This is a genomic window from Marinomonas sp. ef1 (genome assembly GCF_002806845.1).
GTDB lineage: Bacteria > Pseudomonadota > Gammaproteobacteria > Pseudomonadales > Marinomonadaceae > Marinomonas > Marinomonas polaris.
The window spans coordinates 164,845-190,820 of sequence record NZ_NHTT01000008.1 but is presented as its reverse complement, the minus strand read 5'-3'; the positions used below and the strand labels follow the sequence as shown (position 1 = coordinate 190,820).

At 43.5% G+C, this 25,976-nt stretch carries 21 protein-coding genes and 1 riboswitch; of the genes, 10 read left to right on the top strand and 11 right to left on the bottom strand.

The genetic code is table 11. The features are described 5' to 3' along the window. From CCS02_RS13260 to CCS02_RS13245, 4 genes are read right to left on the bottom strand one after another with little or no spacing between them, the layout of a single operon-like run. Positions 1–774, bottom strand: a complete 774-nt coding sequence (locus CCS02_RS13260) for an ABC transporter ATP-binding protein (protein WP_100636823.1) — start codon at positions 772–774, stop codon at positions 1–3. Next, positions 771–1,709: a FecCD family ABC transporter permease gene (locus tag CCS02_RS13255; RefSeq protein ID WP_100636822.1), complete on the bottom strand. Its 939-nt coding sequence runs from the start codon at positions 1,707–1,709 to the stop codon at positions 771–773. The genes CCS02_RS13260 and CCS02_RS13255 overlap by 4 nt, the downstream gene beginning before the upstream one ends. A 52-nt stretch (positions 1,710–1,761) precedes the next feature. After that, a complete protein-coding gene (locus tag CCS02_RS13250; RefSeq protein WP_198432039.1) occupies positions 1,762–2,664 on the bottom strand; it encodes a cobalamin-binding protein in 903 nt (300 codons plus the stop codon). Then, the gene (locus CCS02_RS13245; RefSeq protein ID WP_100636821.1) at positions 2,664–4,457 is read right to left on the bottom strand and encodes a TonB-dependent receptor domain-containing protein; all 1,794 of its coding nucleotides are present in this window, start codon (positions 4,455–4,457) and stop codon (positions 2,664–2,666) included. The genes CCS02_RS13250 and CCS02_RS13245 overlap by 1 nt, the downstream gene beginning before the upstream one ends. Before the next feature lie 62 nt (positions 4,458–4,519). Then, positions 4,520–4,713: riboswitch (cobalamin riboswitch) on the bottom strand. 227 nt (positions 4,714–4,940) lie between these two features. Here CCS02_RS13245 and CCS02_RS13240 point away from each other — a divergent pair. The 5 genes from CCS02_RS13240 to CCS02_RS22165 all read left to right on the top strand — a co-directional run bounded on the left by CCS02_RS13240 (position 4,941) and on the right by CCS02_RS22165 (position 10,755). Continuing rightward, a complete protein-coding gene (locus CCS02_RS13240) occupies positions 4,941–6,842 on the top strand; it encodes a B12-binding domain-containing radical SAM protein (protein ID WP_232728881.1) in 1,902 nt (633 codons plus the stop codon). Positions 6,843–7,084: 242 nt separating this feature from the next. Next, positions 7,085–7,627: a heme NO-binding domain-containing protein gene (locus CCS02_RS13235; RefSeq protein WP_100186227.1), complete on the top strand. Its 543-nt coding sequence runs from the start codon at positions 7,085–7,087 to the stop codon at positions 7,625–7,627. A 14-nt stretch (positions 7,628–7,641) separates the two neighbouring features. Further along, the gene (locus tag CCS02_RS13230) at positions 7,642–9,159 is read left to right on the top strand and encodes a sensor histidine kinase (protein ID WP_100186228.1); all 1,518 of its coding nucleotides are present in this window, start codon (positions 7,642–7,644) and stop codon (positions 9,157–9,159) included. Then, positions 9,156–10,502 carry an HD domain-containing phosphohydrolase gene (locus tag CCS02_RS13225; RefSeq protein WP_100186229.1) on the top strand — a complete coding sequence of 449 codons (1,347 nt, stop codon included), beginning with the start codon at positions 9,156–9,158 and terminating at the stop codon, positions 10,500–10,502. Before CCS02_RS13230 ends, CCS02_RS13225 begins: the two co-directional genes overlap by 4 nt. 115 nt (positions 10,503–10,617) lie before the next feature. Further along, positions 10,618–10,755 (top strand): hypothetical protein, encoded by a 138-nt coding sequence (locus CCS02_RS22165; RefSeq protein WP_157807999.1) that lies wholly within the window; start codon positions 10,618–10,620, stop codon positions 10,753–10,755. 372 nt (positions 10,756–11,127) lie between these two features. On the opposite strand, the gene CCS02_RS13220 is transcribed toward CCS02_RS22165, so the two are convergent. The 5 genes from CCS02_RS13220 to CCS02_RS13200 form a co-directional block, all read right to left on the bottom strand. Next, positions 11,128–12,423 (bottom strand): TRAP transporter large permease, encoded by a 1,296-nt coding sequence (locus tag CCS02_RS13220; RefSeq protein ID WP_100636819.1) that lies wholly within the window; start codon positions 12,421–12,423, stop codon positions 11,128–11,130. After that, positions 12,424–12,885, bottom strand: coding sequence for a TRAP transporter small permease (locus CCS02_RS13215; RefSeq protein WP_232728880.1), 462 nt, complete (start codon positions 12,883–12,885; stop codon positions 12,424–12,426). Positions 12,886–12,922: 37 nt separating this feature from the next. Beyond that, entirely contained in the window at positions 12,923–14,032 is a 1,110-nt protein-coding gene (locus tag CCS02_RS13210; RefSeq protein ID WP_100636817.1) for a C4-dicarboxylate TRAP transporter substrate-binding protein, read from the bottom strand. 141 nt (positions 14,033–14,173) lie between these two features. Then, positions 14,174–15,109: a 3-keto-5-aminohexanoate cleavage protein gene (locus CCS02_RS13205; RefSeq protein ID WP_100636816.1), complete on the bottom strand. Its 936-nt coding sequence runs from the start codon at positions 15,107–15,109 to the stop codon at positions 14,174–14,176. 130 nt (positions 15,110–15,239) lie between these two features. After that, the gene (locus CCS02_RS13200; protein ID WP_157807998.1) at positions 15,240–15,896 is read right to left on the bottom strand and encodes a GntR family transcriptional regulator; all 657 of its coding nucleotides are present in this window, start codon (positions 15,894–15,896) and stop codon (positions 15,240–15,242) included. A gap of 184 nt (positions 15,897–16,080) precedes the next feature. Here CCS02_RS13200 and CCS02_RS13195 point away from each other — a divergent pair, with 184 nt between their 5' ends. From CCS02_RS13195 to CCS02_RS13185, 3 genes are all read left to right on the top strand, one after another. After that, positions 16,081–17,091, top strand: a complete 1,011-nt coding sequence (locus CCS02_RS13195; RefSeq protein WP_100636814.1) for an NADP-dependent oxidoreductase — start codon at positions 16,081–16,083, stop codon at positions 17,089–17,091. 127 nt (positions 17,092–17,218) lie between these two features. Continuing rightward, positions 17,219–18,877, top strand: coding sequence for a diacylglycerol kinase family protein (locus CCS02_RS13190; RefSeq protein WP_100636813.1), 1,659 nt, complete (start codon positions 17,219–17,221; stop codon positions 18,875–18,877). Between the two features lie 201 nt (positions 18,878–19,078). Further along, complete coding sequence (locus tag CCS02_RS13185; protein ID WP_100636812.1) at positions 19,079–19,666, top strand: cytochrome b; 588 nt, start codon at positions 19,079–19,081, stop codon at positions 19,664–19,666. Between the two features lie 84 nt (positions 19,667–19,750). On the opposite strand, the gene CCS02_RS13180 is transcribed toward CCS02_RS13185, so the two are convergent. Beyond that, positions 19,751–21,739 carry a BCCT family transporter gene (locus CCS02_RS13180; protein WP_100636811.1) on the bottom strand — a complete coding sequence of 663 codons (1,989 nt, stop codon included), beginning with the start codon at positions 21,737–21,739 and terminating at the stop codon, positions 19,751–19,753. Between the two features lie 278 nt (positions 21,740–22,017). After that, positions 22,018–22,470: a PA2169 family four-helix-bundle protein gene (locus CCS02_RS13175; protein ID WP_072838523.1), complete on the bottom strand. Its 453-nt coding sequence runs from the start codon at positions 22,468–22,470 to the stop codon at positions 22,018–22,020. A gap of 278 nt (positions 22,471–22,748) precedes the next feature. On the opposite strand from CCS02_RS13175, the gene CCS02_RS13170 reads away from it, so the two are divergent. Beyond that, on the top strand, positions 22,749–24,752 hold the full coding sequence (locus CCS02_RS13170; RefSeq protein WP_100186372.1) for an oleate hydratase: 2,004 nt from the start codon (positions 22,749–22,751) through the stop codon (positions 24,750–24,752). 195 nt (positions 24,753–24,947) lie between these two features. Continuing rightward, a complete protein-coding gene (adhP, locus tag CCS02_RS13165) occupies positions 24,948–25,958 on the top strand; it encodes an alcohol dehydrogenase AdhP (protein ID WP_100636810.1) in 1,011 nt (336 codons plus the stop codon). Positions 25,959–25,976: the final 18 nt, after the last annotated feature.

The window sequence follows — 25,976 nt, the reverse complement described above, 5'->3', positions numbered from 1 at the left end:
TTAGGCTATTGGCACAAATAGTGGTTTGCCGTTTAGTTCTGTCATGGCCAGTTTCTGGCGATAAAGCGGCTCTAGATTTTGCTGAGTTAATAAGCTAGCGGCTTTTCCCCAGATTGGTGGACGGTCTGGGTACAAAAGCAGTACATGAGAGCACCATTGAGCAGCAACGTTCACATCGTGCAGTGACATAACGACCACTTTATCCATGCTAGCTTGTTCTGCGAGTAAACCCATCACCGCGACTTGATAATGCAAATCTAGATGATTAGTCGGTTCGTCCACCAGCCATACATCTGGCGTTTGCGCCATCAAGGCCGCTAACGCTGCACGTTGTCGTTCTCCACCCGATAAACTGTTTAACGCCCGTTGTGCAAACTCTGCCAAGTCCAAACGTTCTAACGCCGAGTATGCCAGAGCTAAGTCCTGTTCGCTCTCCATTTCCCAAGGCGATAAATGCGGAAAGCGCCCCAACAAAACAGTTTCCAGCACGCTCGCAGGGAAACCATCTTGATGCTCTTGAAACATAATGCCAATTTGCTGAGCGAGTTTTAAGCGATGCAATTCGGTAATAGGTTGGTCATTTAATTCAATAGTGCCTAGTGCTGGCGCTTTCAAAGCTGCCAGAGTATGCAGTAAGGTAGTTTTTCCCACGCCATTTGGCCCCAAAATCCCCCACATTTGGCCAGCTTGAAAGGTTAATGACAAAGCATGCGTTGGTTGGGGGGATTTATTAGGTATCGCCGCCAGCAATTGAGTTAATTTCAGCTTGGTCATAAGCGCCCCCGTTGCAATAGGTACAAGAAGGTTGGCACCCCAAGCAACGCAGTGATGACGCCTACAGGCAGTTGCTCTGGGGCAATAACAGTACGTGCCAAGGTATCAGAAAGTGTTACCAAACAACCGCCAGCTAGAGCACTTGCGGGCAAAATAAGTCGCTGATCATTGCCCAAGACCATACGCAGCATGTGTGGAATGACCAAACCAACAAAACCAACACTACCGGCCGTTGTCACTGCAATCGCGGTCAATAAACTGGCTAACAAAAAAACAAAGCGTTCGAGGCTTTTCACATTCACACCAAGTGCCGCTGCTTGCAAAGGCCCACGAGCCAACACATTGAGGCTGCGCCCGAGCGGCATTAAAATCAAGCAGGTCGGAACCAATACCAGCCAAGCTAACCATGGCGTGCTGGCGTAGGATAAATCGCCCATCAACCAATACAACATACCAGGGATTTTATGGGGCGGCGCGAGGGCCAACATAAGTGTAATCAACGCACCCCAACCTGCAGCAATCACCACGCCAGTTAGTAACAACCGCATAGTCGCCGTATTACCCAAGCGAGCAGATAAACCAAATACCAATAAAGTAGATAAAACCGCGCCGAGAAACGCCATGCCTGACATCAAAACCCCACTGATTCCAAGCAAAATCGCCGCCAGCGCTGCCACAGATGCGCCACCTGAAATCCCCAACACATAAGGATCTGCCAATGGGTTACGAAGGAGGATCTGCATCAAAGCTCCCGCCACGGCCAACAAACCGCCCGTAGCAAACGCCGCCATAACACGAGGCAAACGCAGCTCTAATACGAGAGTTTGATTAAGACCCGAGCCTTGCCCAAGCAAAGCCTGCCAAACCGCATAAGGCGATAAGTTGACGCTGCCTTGGGTCATCGCAAACACGACACTAAGCATCGACACACACATTAATACCCCAAGTGGCAATATCAACGCGCGTCGGTTTGTCGGGTGACGAGTCTTAACGTCGAGCACGGGCAATATCCAGTTTTTCACAGAGTATTTGTGCACCTTCTAATAATCGCGGCGTTGGACGCTGAATCAACGATGGCGGCACAAAAAACAGATTATCTTTTTGCGTAGCTAACAAATCGGCAAACGCTCGCCATTTTTCGAGCCAGTTGGCGTTTCGTTCTCCCATACCTCCAGCAATGATGGCTTCAGGATTTTTCAGTAATACCGCCTCTTGGCTCAGGCGAGGAATCAAACGCGGCGAATCCGCAAACACATTATCGCCGCCACATAAGTCGACCACCTTGCTAATATAATGGCTGCCATTCATCGTCATTAGCGGTTCATCCCAAACTTGATAAAAGGTTTTGACCCGAGGGGCCTGTTTATAGCGTTCGTGCAAAACATCAATGCCAGTACGAAAGCGCTTTGCTTCTTCCTTGGCTCGTTGTGAGGTGCCAGCTAGTGCGCCCAAGTTGTCGATATTACGAGCAATGTCTTCGAACTCATGGGGCTCTACGTAATATACAGGTAGCCCCAAGCGTTCTAGTGTTTCGATTTGCTCGGTTGGATTACCGGTTCCCCAAGCCAGTATTAAATCGGGCTGTAGGCTGATCAAACGCTCTAAATCTAAGCGCGTATGACTGCCCACTGAAGTAACGCTTTTTGCAGCTTCTGGGTAATCACTATAAGACACCACCGCAACCACATTATCCCCCGCGCCAGCAGCATAAATCAGCTCGGTGGCGCCAGGTGATAGCGCCGCGATGCGCATTGCCGCATGATCAATACAGACATCTCGCCCGCGATCATCCACCACACAGATAGGATCAGCCAACGCGTTGGACACGAATGCCCAACCACTGAGCAATAAAGCCGATATTGACAACAAACTACGCATCGGGTTAGCCATTAAAATGCCGAATAGTTAAGGGTTAAGAACACGCCACGACCCGGACTAAAGTAGCCTTTGGCCGTTTGGTACTCTTTATCAAGGGCGTTTTTGACACTAAGTTCAGCGTTCCAATCAGCGGCAAAGTCATAACTAGCGCGCAAATTCATCGTCACATAGCCTGCCAACGTTTCAGAGCTGCCCAATGTTGTAGCTCGACCATCCGCTCCGATTAATGTCACACCAACCCGTCCTTTTTCAAATAGGCGATCTGCACTTAAACGGGCACTACGTTTTGCACGTTTAGGCAACTGAAAACCCGTATCGTCGTCTTTTGCGTCTAGCCACGTTAATGCCGCGTTTAACTGCCATTGCTCTAATGTTAGGCCTGAAGACAGCTCAACACCTTGGACTTTAGAATCCACATTGTAAGCCGCCCAAGACCCTGTGTAATTAGACCAGATAACCATATCGCCATAGGAGGCATCAAACACCGAAGCATCCCAGTACATATTGTCATAATCGGCACGAACGCCCAGTTCAACAGTTTTAGATTTCGTCGCTTTAAGTGTTGGGTCACCACTGCTTGGATAGTATAAATCGTTAAACGTTGGCGCTTCGAAAGCGGTTCCGTAGCTTGCACGTAGGGTATGTATGCCATCAAGCTTGTAACCAACAGCCACACCGCCTGTCGTCGAATCACCATAAGCACTGTTATGATCTTGACGAATATTAAGTTGCAAATTGGTTGCCCCAAAATCAAACTGAGACTGGGCAAACACCGCATTATTACTGCGATCAGGTGCTTGGTAGCTGGTGACGTCGACCTTGTCTTCAGAGGTTTCAGCTCCCAACACAAACTCATGTTCACCTGCCGAAATAGTGTTGCTCCAACGAGCAGTTTGAGTTTTAGTGTTGTACTTATCCTCTGAAGAAATGGTTTTGCTGTCGTTGCGAGTCTGAGACAATTTCAGCTCTGTATCCCAATTTTCCGTTACTGGAAGGCTGACGCTCAACCCGATCACCTGCACCTGGTAATCATTTTCGTCACCGACATAGTGATTTCGCCCTTCACTATTCATAATCAAACCACTGATGCGCGCACCACTGCTAAAATCATGTCCAACATTGAGCAATACATTTTCGTTGCGGTAGCCCTGAGCTCCCTCACCTTCTTTAACAATATCACCGTCGGTTTCAAACTTGCCTGCTGACAAAAGGTATTGCGTGTTATCGCTGGAACCAGACACAGTCGCATCGATAGTTTTTGTATTAAACGAGCCACCACCTACAGATACATTCATGTGCGAATCATCATCGGCCTCTGGCAAAAACGCTTGAATCACGCCGCCTACCGCATCGGCGCCATACAAGGTAGCTTTAGGACCTCGAACGATCTCTAGACGATCAATTAAAGATGCCGGAATATTTTCAAATGGCGCGCCACCTGATGTCGCAGAATATAAGGGAATACCATCGAGCAAAAATTTAGTAGATTCTGCACTCGCACCGCGCATATAAACACTAGTGGTCTTTCCGTAACCGCCATTCGAGCTGATATCTACACCCGGCTGCGCCGCTAGTAGCTCGCTTATTTCTTGCGCTTGCTGAGCTTTGATTTCTTCACGATTGATGACCGTAACAGATGACAGCGAATCCGCCACACTGACCGAAGTAGATGTTGCCGTAACCACCAAAGGCGATAAGGTCAACGATGAATCTGCTGTTGTCTCTGCGTGAGCCGAAACGGCGGACACAACACTAAGCGCCACGAGGGTTCTCGTGAACGCTGGGGAAATACATTGAGTTTTCATAATAAAGTCTACTGTTGCACTGAGCACGCCCGCACAGTGGTGACATTTGGTTCCAACTTACGCAGAACCCCCAGTTACAGGCAGGTCTCCGGACTCAAAAGTTGCGAATGCAGGCTTTGCCGCCTTCCCATGGTGAACCACAGTGGCTTGTTGGCAAAGTTTGACTTTTTTACCGTTGCGGGGGCAGCGTCAGAGTTGCACTGACTTCCCTATTATTGCTGACATCACGCCAGCAACCTGTAACGGCGCGTACTCTAACATAAGGCTCCATCAGGGTCAGATGAAAAAACTACCGTCTAAACTCGGTTTCCTTCATTTTGAATGATTAATGTTGCCAAAATCATTCCATATCCAGCTTATTGATCACCGCAAGCACATCATTTTTTAAGGGTTCTACTCTTCTTTAAGTGCTAGAATTCGCCAGATTATGATTAGGTTTTACTTTAAAGGCAGGCTATGACCGTTCTTCTGATGACCCCACCCATGACGCAACTGAATACGCCGTATCCAGCGACAGCGTATCTGACTGGCTTTTTGCGCTCTCGGGGCTATGAGGCGGTGCAGCGAGATCCGGCCATTGAGCTGTTCCTTGAGATGATGACGGCGCCCGCATTGGATATTATCCGTCAGCATGTGGAAGAGAACTTTGAGTCATTTGAAGACGACGAATTGCCCGATGCCATTTTTACCTTTCTGGCCGAGTTTGATCGTTATCGCCTTTGTGTCGAGCCTGCGATTCGTTTTTTGCAGGGCAAAGATTCAAGCCTTGCGCTGCGTATTATTTCCCGTCGTTTCTTGCCAGAAGGCCCAGCCTTCGATGCCATCGCTCAGATGGAAGAAGTTTCCGGCGATATACTCAAAACCGCCTTTGGTAATCTTGGCGTACAGGACAAAGCCAAGTATCTCGCGACATTGTTTATCAATGATTTGTCCGCGGTGATTACTCAAGGCGTTGACCCGTATTTTGAAGTGAGCCGTTATGGCGAGCGTTTGGCGGCGGCCAACCCAAGCTTTGATGATCTATACAATACACTGATGGGCGAACCGAGTTTTAGCTCTGAGATTCTAGAGCAGTTGGTCGAGCAATATCTCGAAGAAGCTCTACCCAGCGTCGTGGCGTTAACCGTGCCTTTCCCCGGTAATATGTTGGGGGCTCTGCGTATTGCGCAAACCTGTAAAGCCATCAATCCTGATCTACCCGTGGTATTGGGCGGTGGTTTTATTAATACCGAGCTGCGTGCGCTAAAAGATCCTCGTGTGTTTGAGTTTGTCGATTTTATCTGTCTAGATGATGGCGAACGTCCTTTTATGACCTTGCTGGAATTCTTTGACGGCAAGCGCGAAATAGATGAGTTAGTACGTACTTACTTCCTCGCAGAAGACGAGAATGGCGAATCATACGTTCACTATAATGAAAACGCGGAGCTGCACGATATTCCCCAAACCGATGTCGGCACGCCAATTTACGATGGTTTGCCATTAACCGAATACTTATCCTTGTGTGAAATGCTCAACCCCATGCATCGCATCTGGAGCGATGGCCGCTGGAACAAGCTGACCATTGCTCATGGTTGTTACTGGCGCAAGTGTAGCTTTTGCGATGTGACACTGGATTACATTGATCGCTATGATGCGGCTGGCGCTGATATTTTGGTGGATCGTATCGAAGAGTTGATCGAAGAGACAGGACAGACTGGTTTCCACTTTGTCGATGAAGCCGCGCCACCAAAAGCCTTGTTTGCGCTAGCAAGGCGTTTAATCGAAAGGGGCGTGGTGATCAGTTGGTGGGGCAATATTCGTTTTGAAAAAACTTTTACACCAGAGCGCTGTCAGTTATTGGCGGATTCCGGTTGTATCGCCGTCAGCGGCGGCCTTGAAGTAGCGTCCGACCGATTACTAAAACTGATGAAAAAAGGCGTCAGCGTCGAGCAAGTGGCCCGAGTGACCAAAGCCTTCAGTGATGCGGATATTCTGGTTCATTCCTATCTGATGTATGGCTTCCCAACACAAACCGAGCAAGAAACCATTGATGCCCTAGAAATGGTGCGTCAGATGATGGCTCAAGAATGTTTCCAATCGGCCTTCTGGCACAGATTCGCAGCCACTGCACACAGCCCGATTGGTATTAATCCGGAAGAATACGGCATCACTCTCGCGAAACGCCCCGATATTTTGTTCGCAGAAAACGACGTGGATTTCACTGATCCAACCGGCACAGATCATGACATGCTGGGTGACGGACTGCGTAAAGCGCTCTACAACTACATGCACGGCATCGGTTTTGATCAACCAATGGATTTTTGGTTTGATAAACCAGTTAAACGTACCTTGGTGAAAAAAGATCTGATTTCCAAAGCCTTGAACGATCTAATTGTTAGTAGTTAAACATAGCCTCTAAAACACCCAGAGCCAGATAGATACTTTATGTATCTGGCTCGGTACGTTTCCCTTCCTATATACCTCCAGAACAATGCTAAATCCCCACAAAATCATATGAAACGCCTGTTTTCATTACGTTAAGCACCTTAACGTCCAACAAAAAATTACGCACCTAAACCAATTGCCTGTAAGAGTTTTTGCATTTTTTGTCTACTCTATTACTAACACAAAGAGACAGGACAAGAGTCATGAAAGGCGCCGTTTTTACTCACTTTCAAGAAATGATCGAAGACCAATTTGGTATGGAATGTTGGGAAACGTTACTGGAAAAATGTGATTTGCCCAGTGGCGGTATTTATACCAGTGCAAACAATTACGACGACCAAGAGATTTTATCCCTTGTTGTTGCTTTGTCAGAATACAGCTCGGTCCCGGTTCCAGATCTAGTTGAGGCATTTGGCCGTTATCTATACAAGGGCTTAGCACACAGCTTGCCTCCTGCAATGATGAATTTTCCTGATCTTTGGTCGCTGCTTGGCGCTGTGGATTCAGTGATTCATGTGGAAGTTCATAAGCTGTATCCAGATGCGTTAACACCGAAAATTCTTGTTACTGAAAAACATGAAAACGGCGTCACTCTTTATTATCAATCACCTCGTAAAATGTGTTTATTGGCCATAGGTCTTGTACATCAAGCCGCTGAAAGCTTTGGTACTCCCGTTATCATTAAACATACTTGCTGTATGAATGAAGGGGCAGATCATTGCTCTTTACTCGTAGAGCGGATCTAGATCCGGAGATACCTATGGAATACGAAGCGGCTTTTCAGCGAGAACGTAAAGCACGTAAACAAGCAGAATCTATACTTGAGCAAAAAAGCAGAGAGCTTCATTTTGCTAATCTCGCGTTGAAAGAAAGTGTCAATTCTCTTCACTCAGCGGTGCAGGAAAATAAGTTTCTTAACCACATCGGTCGTTATGGTTTGGAAAGGCTACGCCTTCGTGATTTTCTACCCAAGATTGTCAACGATATGATGCGTTTAAGTAACATTTCCTTTGCGACGTTTGCGCACTTTCCCTTTGATAATAATCAATCTGATTTTCACTCTCCGCTACTTAAAAACCCTGATCAACATGAAGGGCAGCCATTAGAAATAGAAAGTGATGAAGTGGGAAATATCATTGCTGAGATAGAGCCGCTCATTCGTGAAAGAAAAGCAACACATCTACAAATAATAGACTTAGTTATCGACGAGAAAAACATTGATACCGTCATAGCTCTGCCAATCATTAGCCTAGATCATCTTTGCGGCATCGTTTTTTTGTTTAGCCAAGGGCTGACAGACAAACAAACCCAAGTTTTCAATGTATTTGAAACAGGCTTCAAACAGCTCGCGATCATTCTGGAACACAGATATCAGGAAGATAAATTGTTAACGAGTTATGAGGAAATCACCAGTGCCAATGAAGCCTTAAAAGAAACACAACAGAAACTTGTTCAGTCCGAAAAGATGGCGACTGTAGGCCAGTTATCAGCAGGGATTGCTCACGAAATAAATAATCCAATGGGCTTTATCAAAAGTAATATAAGTTCTTTGGGCGGCTATATTGCTGACTTTATCGAGTATGTCGAAACGTCTAAAACCCTGACAGATGAATCGATCAAGTCCACTGATGAAAACATAAAAAATGCGGCAAAAGCACTCGATAAGGCATGGAACGATGTCGATATGAATTTCTTAATAGAAGATACACAAAACCTATTAAATGAGTCACAACAGGGCGTAAAACGAATTATCGATATCGTTGGCGGCTTAAAACGCTTCTCTCGTCAGTCGGATCATCAAAAAGAATTCTGCCACCTCAATCAAATTATCGATGAAGCATTAAAACTTGCCAGTAATGAACTAAAGTTTAAGGGTGTAGTGAAAAAGCAAATTGAAGAAGTGCAGCCGATCTTGGGAAATAGCGGTGAGCTTTTGCAGGTGTTTTTGAATTTATTTGTCAACGCTTCCCATGCTATGAATGAGCACGGGGAACTAACCATACATCTCGCCGAAAGCGCTGACGGTGCAAGAATTAAAGTATCAGATAACGGTAGCGGTATTGATAAACAGAATTTGAAATCTATCTTTAATCCATTTTTTACCACCAAAGAAGTTGGTGTCGGTACAGGGTTAGGGCTATCGATTTCCTATGGCATAATTGAAGACCACCAAGGCACGATTGATGTAACAAGTGAACTGGGCAAAGGCACGGAGTTTAGTATTTGGCTACCTTATGAAGGCGCCCGCTCAACCAGATCAATGGAGGGTATAAAATGAGCAACGATGCATCAAATCTAGACGCGATGGAAACCCGTCCTAGCTTATTATTAGTTGATGACGAAAAGAACGTATTGTCTTCTTTAAAACGCTTATTTCGTAAGGCTAACTGTGATGTATTTATTGCTAATAGCGGCCAAGAAGGTCTTGAGGTTTTAAAAGAGCAAGCCATTGATGTGATTGTTTCAGATGCTCGTATGCCAGAGATGACAGGACCTGAATTTTTGGCCATTGCAGCAGAAAAACATCCAAATACAATACGGATCTTATTAACTGGCTATGCGGATATGGAAGCCATTTCCGATGCGATAAATTTAGGTAGAATTTCTCATTATGTTGAAAAACCATGGGACGATGAAAAGCTACAAACGCTGGTCCACGATGCTTTTGTCACCATAAACCTAAAGAAAAGAAATGAGCACTTACAGTCTTTGGTTACTTCGCAGAACGAAAAACTCACCGCAATGAATGAAACATTAGAAGCAACAGTAAAAGAACGTACGCAAAAAATCATTGAGATCAATGCAGCATTACAAGAAAACTATAAAAATACGGTCGATTTATTTGCCAATCTTTTAGACATGCGTACGCCAAGATCGAGCGTGGATGTACCCGATATAATCAGCTTAGTAACCGACATGGCAGAGTTATTAAACTTACCCCAAAGAGAGCTAATTCATCTTACCAGAGCGGCAAAAATGCGCTATATGAGCCAAATGAGCTTCGCTGATGAATTGCTTTTTACCCCTTATGTTTTGTTATCAGAAGAACAAAAACACGAGTACAAACAGTATCCATTGAAAGGAGCGACATTACTGAAAAATATTCGCCCATTAGTTCCGGTCGCAGACATTATTCTTCATCATAAGGAGTACCTAAACGGTGAAGGCTACCCAAGAGGAGAGAAAGAGGCGTCCATTCCAAAGTCGGCGCAAATATTAACCGTCGCCAATGACTATGTTGAGCTAATCACAGGGCGCATGTGGGAAACCACATTGTCACACCAAGATGCTATGGACTATTTGATTTCAAAATCAGGCACTTATTACTCCACCAGTGCCGTTGAAGCACTAAAGTCTTGTTTATCTACACAGAAAATCGAACACTCTATCGATGATCATTGTGTTGCTTCTCAGCAGCTTACGGCAGGGATGATACTATCTCGAGACTTAAGAAATCATCACGGTGATTTTTTACTTGCCAAAGGTGTAGAGCTCGCCGACAGTGCAATAATGCTACTGATTGAATTGGAGAAAAGTTCGAAAAAAGAGTTTAACCTTTTTGTCGATATTCCAGCCGGTTTGGAAGTATCCAAAAGTCTCTTAAAAGAAATACAAAAATGAAGCTTTAATAAATATATTAGGATTATTTTACAGCATTCTCACAATCCTCTTCCTTTATTTTAAAAGGTGGTGTGTTACTCTGTCTAGACTATGGCTGGACTCTAGGAGAGCTGTATTGTTTAAACCAAACTACTATTTATTGGTCACCGCTGTCTTTGTTTTGTTGGTTATTATGACCAACAATGTCTACTTTCAGCTAGCTTGGGCATGGTTGGCAAAAGCTCGAAGCAATACTCGATACGATGCAAATTAATGTTCTGTTCGCGCCGAAAATTCAGGAAATATCCACGACTATACTGAAACAACGTATGCATCAAAGACGATTAAATTAGAGCATTAAAGTCAGATCACAATCTAATACATCTAGCTCAGCATTCTTACCGTCTTCTGGAATATGCAAACAGTCATCGACATTAGCTCAAAGTATTATTAACCATCACGTGAAATGTGTTAATTGAGTACCGGCCTGATACAGACTAGTCATTGGAACAACTAGAACGAACTGCATTAGATGCATTATATTCCTGATTAGAAACAAAAAGGCTTCTGAATCATCAAAAGCCTTTTTTCTAGTGTGAATATTAAAAATCACCTTAGTAAGCGGACTTTAATAAAAGAACAACCTCTAAGATATAAAACCCATATACATATCCCTTGTCAGAATCATGACTCCTACCAGTATAAAGTCAGCAATTAAGAAAGGTATAATCCCATAAAATATTTGTTCTAATCGAACAATATCCCGTGCCACAGAATGTATTACAAACACATTTAATCCGACTGGGGGGGTAATCATTCCCATCTCAAGGAGCTTAGCAACCAGAAGACCAAACCAGATGACATCAACACCGTAAGTAGCCATCAATGGAAGAAACAGCGGCAAGGTTAATAACATCGCGCCAACTGGTTCCAAGAACATTCCTAGCGCTAAATACACAAAGGATATGAGCAATAAAACAGCTACAACCCCCAAGTCTAAACTTTCAATTCCACTACCAATAAAATGAGATAACCCACTAAGAGAAACGAGTCGTGTAAATAAGTTAGCACCAATGGCAATGATGAAAAGCGAACCACTTGCTAACAGCGTATCAATACAGCTCTCACCCACTCCTCGCATGGACAGAGATCTATTCCCAAACCCAATCAGAAGAGAAATCACAGCGCCCACCGCGCCGGCTTCGGTTGCCGTAAATATGCCAGAAAAAAGGCCACCAAAAACTATCATCACCATCAGAAGAACAGGCCACACCTCTTTAAGTGCAGCCATTCTTTCTTCAAAGCTTACCTGTTTTGTACGAGGCATTGATTTAGGCGCTAGAAAATAGACCACCAAGACGACAAGAATATAGAGAAAAAGAGAGACTAGTCCTATTATCAGTCCACCAAGAAAGAGTTTAGTAATCGAAACTTGAGCTTGAATTCCATATAAAATCAAAATCAAGCTAGGTGGAATTAAAGCACCAATAGTACCACCTGCAGCAACAGAGCCTGTGGCAAGACGAATATCATAGCCCGTTTTATGCATTTCTGGGACAGCAATACGGCCAATAGCGGCGGAACACGCAATGGATGATCCGGTTACAGCAGCAAAGCCGCCCGCGCCAGCAAGTGAAGAAATTGCTAAACCACCTGGCAACCAACTAAGCCAAGCACGCGCCGCATTAAATAACCCTTTCGTCAGTCCAGCATGATAAGAAACATATCCCATAAGTAGGAACATTGGAACAGAACTCAAGGTCCAGTTTGCAGCAAAACTATAAGGTGCAGTAGAAAGCATACTAAATGCTGCACGTTCACCAATAATGGCGTAGATACCAACAAAAGAAACTGCAATTAGTGTCACGCCTATTGGTACTCGTAAGAGAATCAAGCCAAAAACAGCGCTTAATGACACTACACCAATCGTAATAGGTTCCATTTATGCGACCTCCTGATTAAATCGGCCAGTAACCACTTGCACTATTCGCATAGCTAAAACAAGCACCATTAACCCGTAACATATTGGCAGTATCCAATACCCAGGCCAGACATAAAAAATAGCGGTTCCGGCCTCAATATACGCCTTGATTTCCGTTTGGTGATAGGCTTCTAAGATAGTCCCCCAAGTCAAGGCGGCATAAACAAGAAGTGATAGGGCAAAACCTAAAAAATTAATAAAAGGCTGGCTTGAACTAGGTAATCTATCGGTAAGAATGGATGCTTCTATATGTCTGCGTTTCACCTCTGCATAAGCAATGGGTAAAAAGCTGATGACTAAAATAAGGTATCTGGACACTATTTCGATAGTGGCTGGAAAGCCACCATCAAACAGGTTTCTCATTACAACATCAGCAACAATGACGGCAGGCATAACACCGAGAGTTAAAATCCCGATGCCCATAGTCATTCGTCTTAAAATGAGCTCAAAACTAGGCATTTTAATGTGATCCGTAAGTTTTCATATCAACTTTGCTCCAGATTTCCTTATAACGGAGTTCTGCAAGCTCATCTGACGTTGTTACATTTGCAACAAGGCCTTCCCATTTTTTCAGCAATGCCTTGTAGCTATCCACTTTGGCGGCTGCATTTGTAACACCTTTTTTAGTAAGCGCTTCCGTCACACCTGCCATATATTCGTCCCGAATGTTGTTGCCTCTTTTGACAAATTCTTTATCAGGTTGAATAAATTCGATGCCTTTCTCTTTCGCTATTTTTTCTGCTTCTGCTGCAGTATCGCGCCATGAATAAATTGCAATAGTTTGTGCGTACTGAGCAGCACGAGCCATAGATGAGCGATCTTCCAAGCTCATTTTATCCCACACTCTTTGACTGAGATTCGTCATCGCTGCGGCATTAAAGACCCCTTTATCGATCAAGGTCACGTACTTTACAGCGTCATAAAGCTGTATGTTTTTTAAATCAGGTATAGAGCTATAAGTAGCATCAGCAACACCAGAACTTAGGGCTTCAAAGATTTCACTGGCAGGGAAGTAAACCGGTAAAGCGCCCATTTTTTCTATAATATAAGAATATGTGGCACCTCCAGTTCGAACACGCAAACCTTTCAAATCACTCAGACTTTCTATTCTTTTTGTCGACAATAGTTGATAGGCAGTTGTTGCATCGGAGCCTAAATAGACTTGACCATTTTTAGAAAATTCTTTGATACATTCCGGGCAAGTTGCAATGTATTCTGAAACAGCAGAGGCGATTGCTCTATTGTCTGTACCTAACATAGAGAGGTCACCCACAATGCCACTCTCAACATAATCAGCCGAAAAATAAGGGAACATTACCGGTCCCATATCAGTGATACCTTCACGCAAGGCTGAGTTCATTTCATTCGGCCCAACAAGACCAGATGGCGTGTCATAACCTGTCCAACGACCATCCGTGAGCTCCTTTAATTTTTTGAATAATGCAGGGTAACCAGCTTGTGCCATTACATGTTTAGGCCCAAAAGCACTGGTTGCTCTAATCGTATCTGCTTGGGCATAATTTATTACACCAAAGGCTAATATAGCTGCAGTCATCACTATTTTTTTCATTAATAACTCCTAATCTTTTATTTTTTTTATATTTAAAGTTAATAAACATCATTTAGTAAAAATTTCAGAAAACATATAAAGAAGTCGTCAAATTAATATTAATTAAAAAAATTAGTATTAAAAAATTACAAAATATAAGTTCTAAAAATTAACCTCATGGGCACCTTTAAGTTGTAAACGCTCTCGTACTTCATCCGGTGTTGCGATCGTATAATCTAAGCTTTCTAGAATGCCTCTAATTTTCAAAACCTGCTCTGCATTTGACGTCGCCAGTTTCTTTGGACCAATGGTTAAACTGTCTTCTAGACCAACACGAACGTTTCCGCCCAGTAGAGCATTATGAGTGCACATCGGCATCTGATGACGCCCAGCAGCTAAGATTGACCATTCAAAATCGTTACCAAAAAGGCGCTGAGCGGTACGAAGCATTAAGAGTAAATTGTCAGCCTCTGCACCGGTTCCACCCAGAATACCTAACGCAAACTGAAGGAAAAGCTTGCCGTCATATAGACCTCGGTCCAGAACATTTGCTAGGTTGTAGATATGAGATAAATCATAAATTTCGAATTCAAACCGTGAGCCATGTCCTTTGCCCATGCGATTTAAAATAGCTTCAATATTTTCAAATGAATTCTCGAATAATGTGCGTTTACTGGCTTCAAGAAAGGGTTTTTCCCAGTCGTATTTAAACGTTTTGATTTTCTCTGCAGCAGGGAATAAACCACCATTAATGGATCCCATATTCAACGAAGTCATCTCTGGGCTTGCTCGTTCTGGGCCGGCTAAGCGCTCGTCTATGCTCATACCTGGTGCACCACCAGTGGTCAAGTTCAGTACGGCATTAGTTTGCTGCTTAATACGAGGAAGAAAATCCATAAAAATATCGGGGTTAGCAGTAGGACGTCCATCTTTAGGATCACGGGCATGTAGGTGTAAAATAGAGGCTCCAGCCTCTGCCGCCGCTATCGATTCCGAAACAATTTCATCAGGCGTAATAGGTAAGTAAGGGGACATAGACGGAGTATGAAGTGAGCCTGTAATGGCACATGTCACAATAACGCTTTTATTTTTATTCATTAAACATCTCCAATAAATAATATTTCAGATTGCTATGAAATATTAAAAAGTACTCTTAAATAATTATTTTTATACTATCTACTTTTTCATAATGGCTTATTCATATATAAAATATTAGAGAAGCTATAAATCAACCGTCCAGAACGCCTGACTTCAGTAAATTATCAGCCGCTTTTTGCAGGTGGTTACTCATAATTTCACAAGCTTCTTTTTCATTTCGATTTAAAACAGCTTGCATAAGTCCTTGATGATCTTCATTAACATCAAGGTAAACTTCTTCCTTTACCCTATGTAGGCTCAAATAACGTTCGGCCTGCGCAAAAAGCTGTTCTCTAAAACGCAGCCACCAACGATTACCACAGGCAGATACCAACGAGTCATGATATTCAGAGTGGGCTTCTAGCCATTCAACAGGCAAGAAATCGTTTCCAACCGGTGTACGTAAAAGCTTGTGATGACTAGACAAGATTGACGCTTCCCAATCTAAATCTCCGGCCTTAATCGCTTCTCTGAGGCAATAAGACTCAATCTCAATACGAACTTCTGTCAGTTCAATCATTTCAACAGCGGATACTGGCGCAACAATAAAACCACGCTGCTCCTCAGCAACAACTAACCCATCTGAGACCAAACGAGATAAGGCCTCACGAACAGCACCCGGACTAACTTTCAAGGTTTCGCAAATCGGATCAATACGTAACCTATCTAGTGGCTGGTATTTGCCGTACATAACGTCCTTTCGTAACTGCTTATACGCTGTCATTGCCTTTGACTTAATTACACTCAAAACCTTACTACTCCTAAAAACCCTAATTGCATTCGATCCTAAAATATATTTTTTAATATGTAAAATATATTTTTATCACAAAATATATTTTATTTGTTAGTCTACACAAATATACACGATCTTAACGATGCTTTTTTGACCATCCTATAAACAGGATTTGAGCGAATTACTTACAGGAAAAATCATGGAAAACAAAAACCTACAGATTATTTTGCATTCTCGCCCAACTGCAGGAATCAGCGAGCTGAACTTTGCCCTTCAGAAATCTCAAATACCTTTCCCTCAAGCAGGCGAAGTCTTGCTTAAAACCCTATATCTATCCTTAGACCCGTATATGAGAGGACGCATGTACGACACACCTTCTTATGCCGCATCGGTAAAATTAGGCGCTGTTATGATTGGCGAAACGATTAGCGAGGTGATCCAAAGCAATAATGCAAATTTTTCTGTTGGTCAGCTCGTATCTTCTGCGCACGGTTGGCAGCAATATGCTATTTCAGACGGTAACAATTTAGTGAAATTGCCTGAATATGCAGTTTCTCCAAGTGCTTATCTTGGAGTATTGGGCTTAACTGGTTTAACTGGGTATGGCGCATTAATTCGCTATGGCCAACCTAAAGCAGGTGAAACGCTTGTTGTATCTGCTGCAAATGGCAGCGTTGGCTCAATAGTGGCGCAAACAGGACGAAACCTTGGCTGTAATGTTATAGGTATTACGGGTGGGCAAGAGAAGTGCAAGATATTGGAGACTGAACTCAGCATTAAAACACTTGATTATAAAGATGATAATTTTTCAGAAAATCTAAAAAAACTTACACCACAAGGAATTGATATTTTCTTTGATAACGTCGGTGGAGATATTGCGTTTGAAGCGTTAAATAATATGGCTATCCATGGTAGGTTTCTAGTTTGTGGGACAATATCTTTTGACCGTAACCTTCCTCAGGTTAAAAGCATAGATCGTTTTCCTAGTGCTTTTTCACAGGTACTGATTAAAAGACTAAAAGTACAAGGTTTCATATTTGATGAGTTAGTAGACATGAAAGATGACTATCATCAACAAGCAGTCACGTGGTTGCAAGACGGAAAGCTGACCTTTAGAGAACATATTGTTGAAGGTATTGAAAATGCACCTCAGGCTTTTATGAGTCTATTCAAGGGAAAAAATGTTGGTAAATTAATCATCAAAATATAACCATATAGAAAGGCCAACATTTTCGATTTTAAGATACCTTTACAACATCATCACTTCTCCCTGCCTTTATTTTAGAGGGTGGTGTGGTACTCTATTTAGACTATGGCTGGACTCTAGGAGAGTTGTATTGTTTAAACCAAACTACTATTTATTGGTCACCGCTGTCTTTGTTTTGTTGGTTATTATGACCAACAATGTCTACTTTCAGCTAGCTTGGGCATGGTTCGCCCTGTCTTTTTTCACTGTCAGCCTTGCCTACCTTCTTAACAAACCCACCATTTTTCGCAAACGCTCCGATGGCACAGTACCCGTGTATGTTCGTTGGGTCTTTATGCCATTTTTATGGAGCACACAACTTTATAACAGCTGGGCGAGAAGCACAGATTCTGTTCCTGCGTTACAAAAAATAGATGAAGGTTTATACCTTGCGAGACGTTTGTTTCCTTCTGATATTCACCAAATCAAAAGCGAGAACATCAGTGCAGTATTAGATGTAACGGCTGAATTCAGCTCTTTGAATTGGATGTTATACCAAGCCGATGTGGATTATTTAAACGTCCCTATTCTTGACCATTCTGTTCCCTCCGATACCCAAATACATCGTGCGCTAAACTGGATACATACGCATCGTAAAACGGGACGTTCCGTTGTCGTGCATTGTGCTTTGGGCCGTGGCCGCTCGGTATTTATGATGGCGGCGTATTTACTCAGCCAGAATCCAAAATCGTCACCCAGCGATATAATGGATAAAATACGTGAAATACGCCAAACAGCTCGTTTGAATAAGCGCCAGTTTAAGTATTTAAAACGTGCTTTGGATAATAAGCTGCTAGTGGTTCATAACTCGGCTTGGTTAATCGCCAACCCAGTGTCTGGTACGCGTCAATGGGAAGAACAACAAGACCTTATCTTGCGTTACTTATCTGCCTATTTTGATATCACGGTAAAAACAACAACACCGGAAATAAACGGTACTGATCTAGCCAAAGAAGCTGTCAAAGCCTCACCTGATATGATCATTGCCTGCGGTGGCGATGGCACCGTCACCGAGGTTGCTGCCGCAATGGTAGGCACAAATATCAAGTTGGGCATTATTCCATTTGGAACCGCTAACGCGTTAAGCCATGTATTGTGCGGCACCATGTCGAAAATCGCCCCACTGGAAACGATCTGCTTGAATTTGATCGACGGCTGCGAGCAACGCATCGACACCGCAACCTGCAATGGCGAATTAATGCTATTACTGGCTGGTGTTGGCTTTGAACAACAAATGATTGAAAAAGCCGATCGCAGTAAAAAGAACACTAGCGGGCAACTTGCCTATTTGAAAGGTTTATGGGAAGCCATCGGACAAAACGATGTCTATGAGTTTACTGTACAGCTCAATAACGAAGAGCCGTTTACCATCAAAACTCCGAGTTTAACCATTGCTAACGCAGCGCCAATCACCACTTTGTTAGCACAAGGTAAAGGTGTGCCGAATATCATGGATGGCGAATTGGATTTAACTTGGTTAGACCCAGAACGCATGCAAATATTAAACTTAGCAGAATTAGCCATGCTAGGTATGGGTGACAGAAACGAAGACAGCGAATTACCAGAAGACAGCAATAGCCCTGAAGGCAACAATGGGATCTTTCACCGTTCTGCACAGCGTGTCACAGTGGATATAAGCCAAGTTGGTCACTATGTAGTGGATGGCGAAGAGCGTGAAGCAGAGAAGCTAGAAGTGGTCGTCAGACCTCAATCTTTAAGCGTCATCGTGCCTGAATCGGTAGTTAGCTAGCTCTGCCATCCTTTCAAAACACTAAAACGAGAGCCTAATTTTCATTAGACTCTCGTTTTAGTGTCATAATTTCCACAACAAACGCCTTCAAATGATAACAGTTATCGTTATAATCAAACTCTTTTATACAAAGCTTTTTAACCGCTAGCATGAGTTACAAACTTCAGGACAAGGTTAAAAAATTAGGGAGCTCTAGATTCAATGACGTTACATATAGAAAACACAGGCATCATAAATCAAAGTGATACAAAATGGCGAGACAGTCAAAATTACTACGGAAGAGTCAGCCGTACGTTACATTGGCTTACCGCAGCCCTCGTCATATTACAGTTCTTCGTAGTGTTAGCTTGGCGAGGAACAGGAAAAAACGCTGTTACATTATTCTTGGCTAACATTGGCCCACATGGGTCATTAGGTTTGCTGATTCTGGTCGTCACCCTTGTTCGTTTATATTGGACATGGCTAAACAGAAAACAACGCCCTCCCAAAACACTAGGCTGGGATGGCAAGCTAGCGCGTCTAGTACATGCAGCCTTTTATGTATTACTACTTCTATTACCCGCTATTGCCTTACTACGCCAGTATGGTGAGGGCTATGAAATACGTTTATATGGCATGACCATGCTGCCTGCAGCAGAACGTCATATTGCGTGGATGGTTGCTCCTGCCGATCTGTTACACAGCCCTCTTTCATGGCTACTGGCAGGATTAATGATAGGCCACATAGCAATGGCACTAATACACCGCTTTTGGTTCAAAGATAACATTTTGGCTCGCATGGCAGGCTAAATTGAAGCCAATGAAAAAGCCAGCATTCACTCTTGTTGAGTCAATACTGGCTTTTTGCTTAGCTCTTTTTTACTAGATCTATGTCTAAGAAACCGTATTCCAAGGCAATTGCCCTGGCGCGGCATCAACAAAGTTGAAGTACTGCTCTAACTGGTCAATCAAGTCTCGTATTACTTCATCTTGACTACAGCCATATAGTTCATAACCCAGAGCACCATTGCGAATATACACATCCGCTTGCCAATGCGTATCGTATTTGGAGTTCTCACTGTGCGCCTCTGGTATTTCATGTTCCGTGGCCACCACTTGGTAATAGAAATCCAATTTTTCGTCACGCTCTAGCTGGAAGGTCACGCCATTTTTTTCTCTGGTTATATTGGCTTTCCAACCATGAGTCGCCAGCTCTTTTTGCACTTCTTCCATCGCCGGCTCCACAACGTCTTTAATAAAGTGCGTCACCTTGGCTTCGCCAGGAAACTTAAACAAGGTGCTTAAACGTTTGCGCCAGCTGCCTTCATTACTGAAAGCTCGACCTGGAGTTGCTGCTGCCTCCACGGCTGCCCCACGATGACCCTCGATTACCAAGGCTCGCCATAAACCAAGAGCTGCAATCAACATGATGATGGCAAAAGGCAAAGCAGCCAGAATACTCATGGTTTGCAGTGCGCCTAAGCCACCAGCCAACAATAAGGTTGCGGCAATGATACCTTCAAGAGACGCCCAAAACACACGCTGCCAAACTGGCGTTTCTAGTGCGCCACCAGAAGCTAATGAATCGACCACTAATGACCCCGAATCCGAAGAGGTAACAAAGAAGGTGATTATCAAAAATACCGTGATCACAGATAAAAAAGTAGACCAAGGCAACAAGTCATAGAACTGAAATAACGCAACAGAATGATCGGCTTGTACTTCGCCAATCAAAACATCCTTGCCCTGTTCCATAATCAAATACAGAGCGGTATCACCAAAGATAGCAAACCATAGGAAGGTAAATAATGTCGGAACTGCAAGCACGCCAAAAATAAACTGACGGATGGTACGACCACGGCTGATCTTGGCAATAAACAAACCGACGAACGGCGCCCAAGCGATAGTCCACGCGAAGATGAACAGCGTCCAGTTACCAATCCAATCACTTTGCGTATAAGCCTGTAGATTGAAGGTACGCTCAACAATGTTACTCAAATACGAGCCGGTGTTTTGTACGAAGGCATCAAGAATGTGAATACTTGGGCCAACGAAAAACACAATCACCATAATGAATACAGCCAGCCCCATATTCAAAATCGAAAGGTTTTTCACCCCTTTATCCATACCCGCAACCACAGAACCAATCGCGGCTAACGTGATTAAGCCAATGGCGGTGATTTGCACCGTGGTATTAATCGGAATGTCTTCCCAAAGATAATGCAAACCCGCATTAATTTGTGTAACCGATAACCCAAGTGTGGTCGCCAAACCAAATAAGGTACCGAGAATGGCAAACACATCGACAATATGACCAATAGGGCCATAAATACGATCACCAATCAGCGGGTAAAGCGCCGAACGTACCGCTAGCGGCAAACCATGACGAAAAGCAAAATAGGCGAGCACAAGCCCCATCAGGCCATAAATACCCCAAATATGCAAACCCCAATGGAAGTAGGCAATTTGCATGGCTTCGCGAGCAGCACCGATTGTCTCGGCGGTTGCATTAGGTGGTTGGGAAAAGTGCAAGACAGGTTCAGCAACGCCAAAGAACAATAAAGCAATACCGTAACCCGCGGAAAATAGCATCGCAAACCAAGCCGGAAAACTGTATTCCGGGTCTCCGTGGTCTGGGCCTAAGCGAATATTGCCCCAACGACTGAATCCGATACAAACAAGAAATACGAGAAAAATCGCGGTAGCCAGCATATAGAACCAGCCGAAGGTCTTAGTCACCCAAGCCAATGCGCTTTGAAATACTTCCCCTGCAAGCTCTGGATTACTTAGAGTTCCAACGATAAGAAATAGGGTAACGATAACGGTTGGAATAAATACCGGTAGCAAAATTGCACCCGTTGCCGTCTTTTGTGAATTGGTCATAAAGGCTCCTCCTCTATGTATACTTTGACAAAAGCCGACAACAATTGCAATAAATGATTAGATGTCTAAACATTTATTGCCATAAGTGAACCCGTTAAATAGACACAAAAAAGCCAGCATTGACCCCTAATCTGTCAATGCTGGCTTTTGAATTAAAGCAGTATTCAGCGACTATTTTGCTTAATTTTCACCTTGGTCTCGTTTTAAAAAACGGATACTAATCGGCGAAATAAGACGCTGCTATTTTGGAAAATACAGTTTGTTTCAAGTACAAACTGTTAATGCTGAGCTGCTACTTGCAGAGCTTTCATTTCGTCATGGCACTCTTTCATTCTGACTTTAACGCGGCGTAGAGTAACTTCACAGTCTTGCGTTTGGTTTCGTTCTAACGCGAGGTCGAGCTCTTCAAGTACCTTATCTTCCACTTCTTCTAGCTGGTCAACATAAGTAAAAGCAGTGGATTCACTGGAGATTTTAGATATTAATTTAGTATAAGCCTGACGCGCTTTTACTAAATTATTAGTATCAGTTTCTACTTCACCTTGCTGATCGATAGCGAATGGTTGTAGCTCTGTAACAGCCTCCGTTTTAGCACCAATCATGCGATCAAAAAAAGCGTTGTAAGTACTGTCATCTAGTTTGGTTTTCGCTTCTTGGTAGAATTCAATACCGCCGTTCATCACTTTAATAATGTCTGTAATGTGGTGGGCATGTGCAGTTTGATTTTGCATATTTTCCTCCTAAGCTAAATTGTTCTAGTTAACGTTTCTTTTATTTCGTGTTCCTGCATACATAGTTGGCGATGACACGACTAAAAACAACCGTATTTCAGGAGATGCACTTAGACTGCATATTTACTGCAATAAGTAGAGACTCTTTTACAACACCTCTTTTTCTTATAGAAAATTAAGACGCAATCCTTGATCTAACGCAGTTTCCACCGTCTTCTTCTGTGCCACTATGATCACATAGCATTTCGACTAATGCGCCTAAAGAAGGGAAAAATGTGATGAGTCATAAAGACATTTCGACGTTTACTATTTCTACCACTGCCCCAGAGGGATTCGAACATGAACCCGATAGCACCCGCGATTATTGGCATCACCAAGCGTTAAACACCTTACCGCCTTGCGATTTTATTGCGCCTTATGCTCGCCACACAACTTTGCCAACTCCAGGTATTCAAAATCGTAAAGCGTGGATTGTTGGCAGTGGCATCGGCGGCCTTGCGGCGGCTTTTTATCTGCTTCGTGACGCTCATATGCCGGCTGAAAACATCACCATTTTAGAAGAAATGACTGTGGAAGGCGGCTCTATGGATGGTGCGGGTAATCCTGAAGAAGGTTATATCATCCGTGGCGGTCGTGAGATGAATTGGAACTACGACACTCTGTGGGATTTGTTTCAAGATGTACCTGCAGTCGAGTTGCCAGAAGGCTATTCCATTCTGGATGAATACCGTCTTATTAATGACAACGATCCCAACTATTCCGCAGCGCGTTTAATGCACAAATGTGGCGAATTGTTGGACGCGAAGGACTTTGGTCTGAGCAAATCCCAGCAATGGGAACTGATTCGTTTGATGCTAAAACGTAAGGAAGAATTAGACGACATCAGTATCGAAGATTATTTCAGTGAAGGTTTCTTAAAAACAAACTTTTGGTTCCTTTTCCGCTCCATGTTTGCCTTCAAAAATTGCCACAGCCTATTAGAAACCAAACTGTATTTGCATCGTTTCCTAGACTCTATCGATGGTTTTGCTGATATGTCGGCATTGGTTTTTCCTAAGTATAATCAATACGATACCTTTATTAAACCGCTGGCAGATATGCTGCGCGAGAAAGGCGTGACCTTTCAGTTCGGCACTCGGGTGGAAGATCTTGATATCTCCTTTTCTGGAGATAAAAAAACCGTAACCGGTATTCGAGCGGTTGTCATTAAAGAAGGCAAAGAAGAAGCCAAACATATTAATGTCGGGCTTGGCGATTTGGTCTTTACGCTAACGGGATCAATGACGGAACACACGGCTTATGGCGATATGGAAAACGTGCCTGAGCTCACTTGCGACAAGCATGATCCGGGTGAAAACAGCGGCTGGACCTTATGGAAAAATTTGGCAAAAAAATCGCCAGTATTCGGCAAGCCAGAAAAATTCTACGGTGATGTGGATAAATCCATCTGGGAATCGGCCACACTCACTTGTAAACCTTCTCCTCTTATCGACAAGCTGAAAACTTTGTCCGTAAATGATCCGTATTCTGGTCGCTCTGTCACTGGCGGCATCATCACGATTACCGATTCAAACTGGCTAATGAGCGTTACCTGTAACCGTCAGCCACATTTCCCAGACCAACCAGACGATACATTGGTTCTTTGGGTATATGGCTTATTGATGGATAAACCAGGTAATCGTATCCACAAAACCATGGCGCAATGCACCGGTAAAGAAATCCTCACCGAGCTTTGTTATCACCTAAATATTGAAGACCAGCTTGATGTGATTGTTGCCAATACCAAAATTCGCCTCGCACTCATGCCTTATATTACGGCTCAATTTATGACCCGAGCGGCTGGCGATCGCCCTCATGCTGTGCCAGAAGGTTGCACTAATTTAGGTTTAATTGGACAGTTTGTAGAAACACGCAACGACATTATTTTCACCATGGAAGCGTCCATTCGTACGGCTCGTATTGGGGTTTATAAACTACTGAACATTCCTAAACAAGTGCCTGATATTAGCCCGACTCAGTACGATATTCGTAACTTGATTAAAGGCGCCAGAGCACTCAATAGTGGCAAGCCATTTATGGGTGAACGCCTGCTGCATCGCTTGCTCGACAAAACCTATTTCGCACACATTTTACCACCACTACCGGAACCTGAGGAAAGCAAGCAATCTCGATTTGAAGAAGAGATGCATGAGCTACTCGGTAAAGGCAGCACAGTGATGCATAAGTTCGGCGGTTGGATTAGCTCGCTTAGAGAAAGTCTATCCAACAAAAATAAAAGCTGATTAAAAACAAAAAGTTATCAGATTAAAAAAGCAAAAAAACCTAGTTTAAAATGTAAATTATACTGTGATGCAAACATATTGGACTGATGGATAAGTTTTTTATTTGGTTACTTTTAAAGTAAAGAAGCAAACGAAAGTGTTCTTAAATATAACGCTGTCCTAAACAGCACAAAAAAATAAAAGATGGAGTTTGTTATGAAAGCAGCTGTAGCCAGTAAGTTTGGTGCCATTCTAAAAATTGAGGATGTTGTTAAACCCAAGATTGAACCACATCAAGTTCTCGTCAAAATTCATGCTTGCGGTGTGTGCCATACGGATTTACATGCTTGTCATGGAGATTGGCCTGTTAAACCGACACTGCCCTTTATTCCGGGTCACGAAGGTGTTGGTGAGATAGTCGAAGTCGGCAGTGCAGTAAAGCATTTAGCCTTGGGGGATCGAGTCGGTATTCCTTGGTTGTACAGTGCCTGCGGACATTGTGAATATTGTTTAACAGGTAACGAAAACTTGTGTCTTTCACAACAAAATGCAGGTTACTCTGTTGATGGCAGCTACGCTGAATTTTGTGCGGCTCATGCAGAATATGTCGTTAAAGTTCCAGAAGGTTTAGGTTATGTTGAAGCGGCACCTTTATTCTGTGCTGGTGTAACTACTTACAAAGCGCTCAAAGTGTCCGGTGCGAAGCCAGGCGATTGGGTGGCTCTGTTTGGTATTGGCGGTCTAGGCCATTTAGCGGTGCAATACGCCGTTGCTATGGGATTTCGAGTAGTCGCTGTCGATACGGGCACTGCGAAACGCGAGCTGTCCATGTCACTCGGTGCAGAATATTTCTTTGATTTCAAAACTAACGATGTTGTTAAAGAGATTTTAGAAACAACCTCAGGTGTTCATGCCACCGTTTGTACAGCCGTTAGTAAAGCGGGCTTCAGACAAAGTTATGACGTGGTTCGACGTGGCGGTAAATGTGTCTTGGTTGGTTTGCCACCAGAAGACATGCCATTGCCTATTTTCAACACCGTCCTCAATGGCGTCAGTGTCGTTGGCTCCATCGTCGGTACTCGTAAAGATCTGGAAGAATGCTTGGAATTTGCCGCACGCGGCAAGGTGAAAGCGATTATCGCAGAAAAATCCTTAGACGATATTAATGAAATCTTCGCCGATATGGAAAAAGGCGAAATTACAGGCCGTATCGTAATGACCTTGTAATTTCTTGTCTTTTAACCA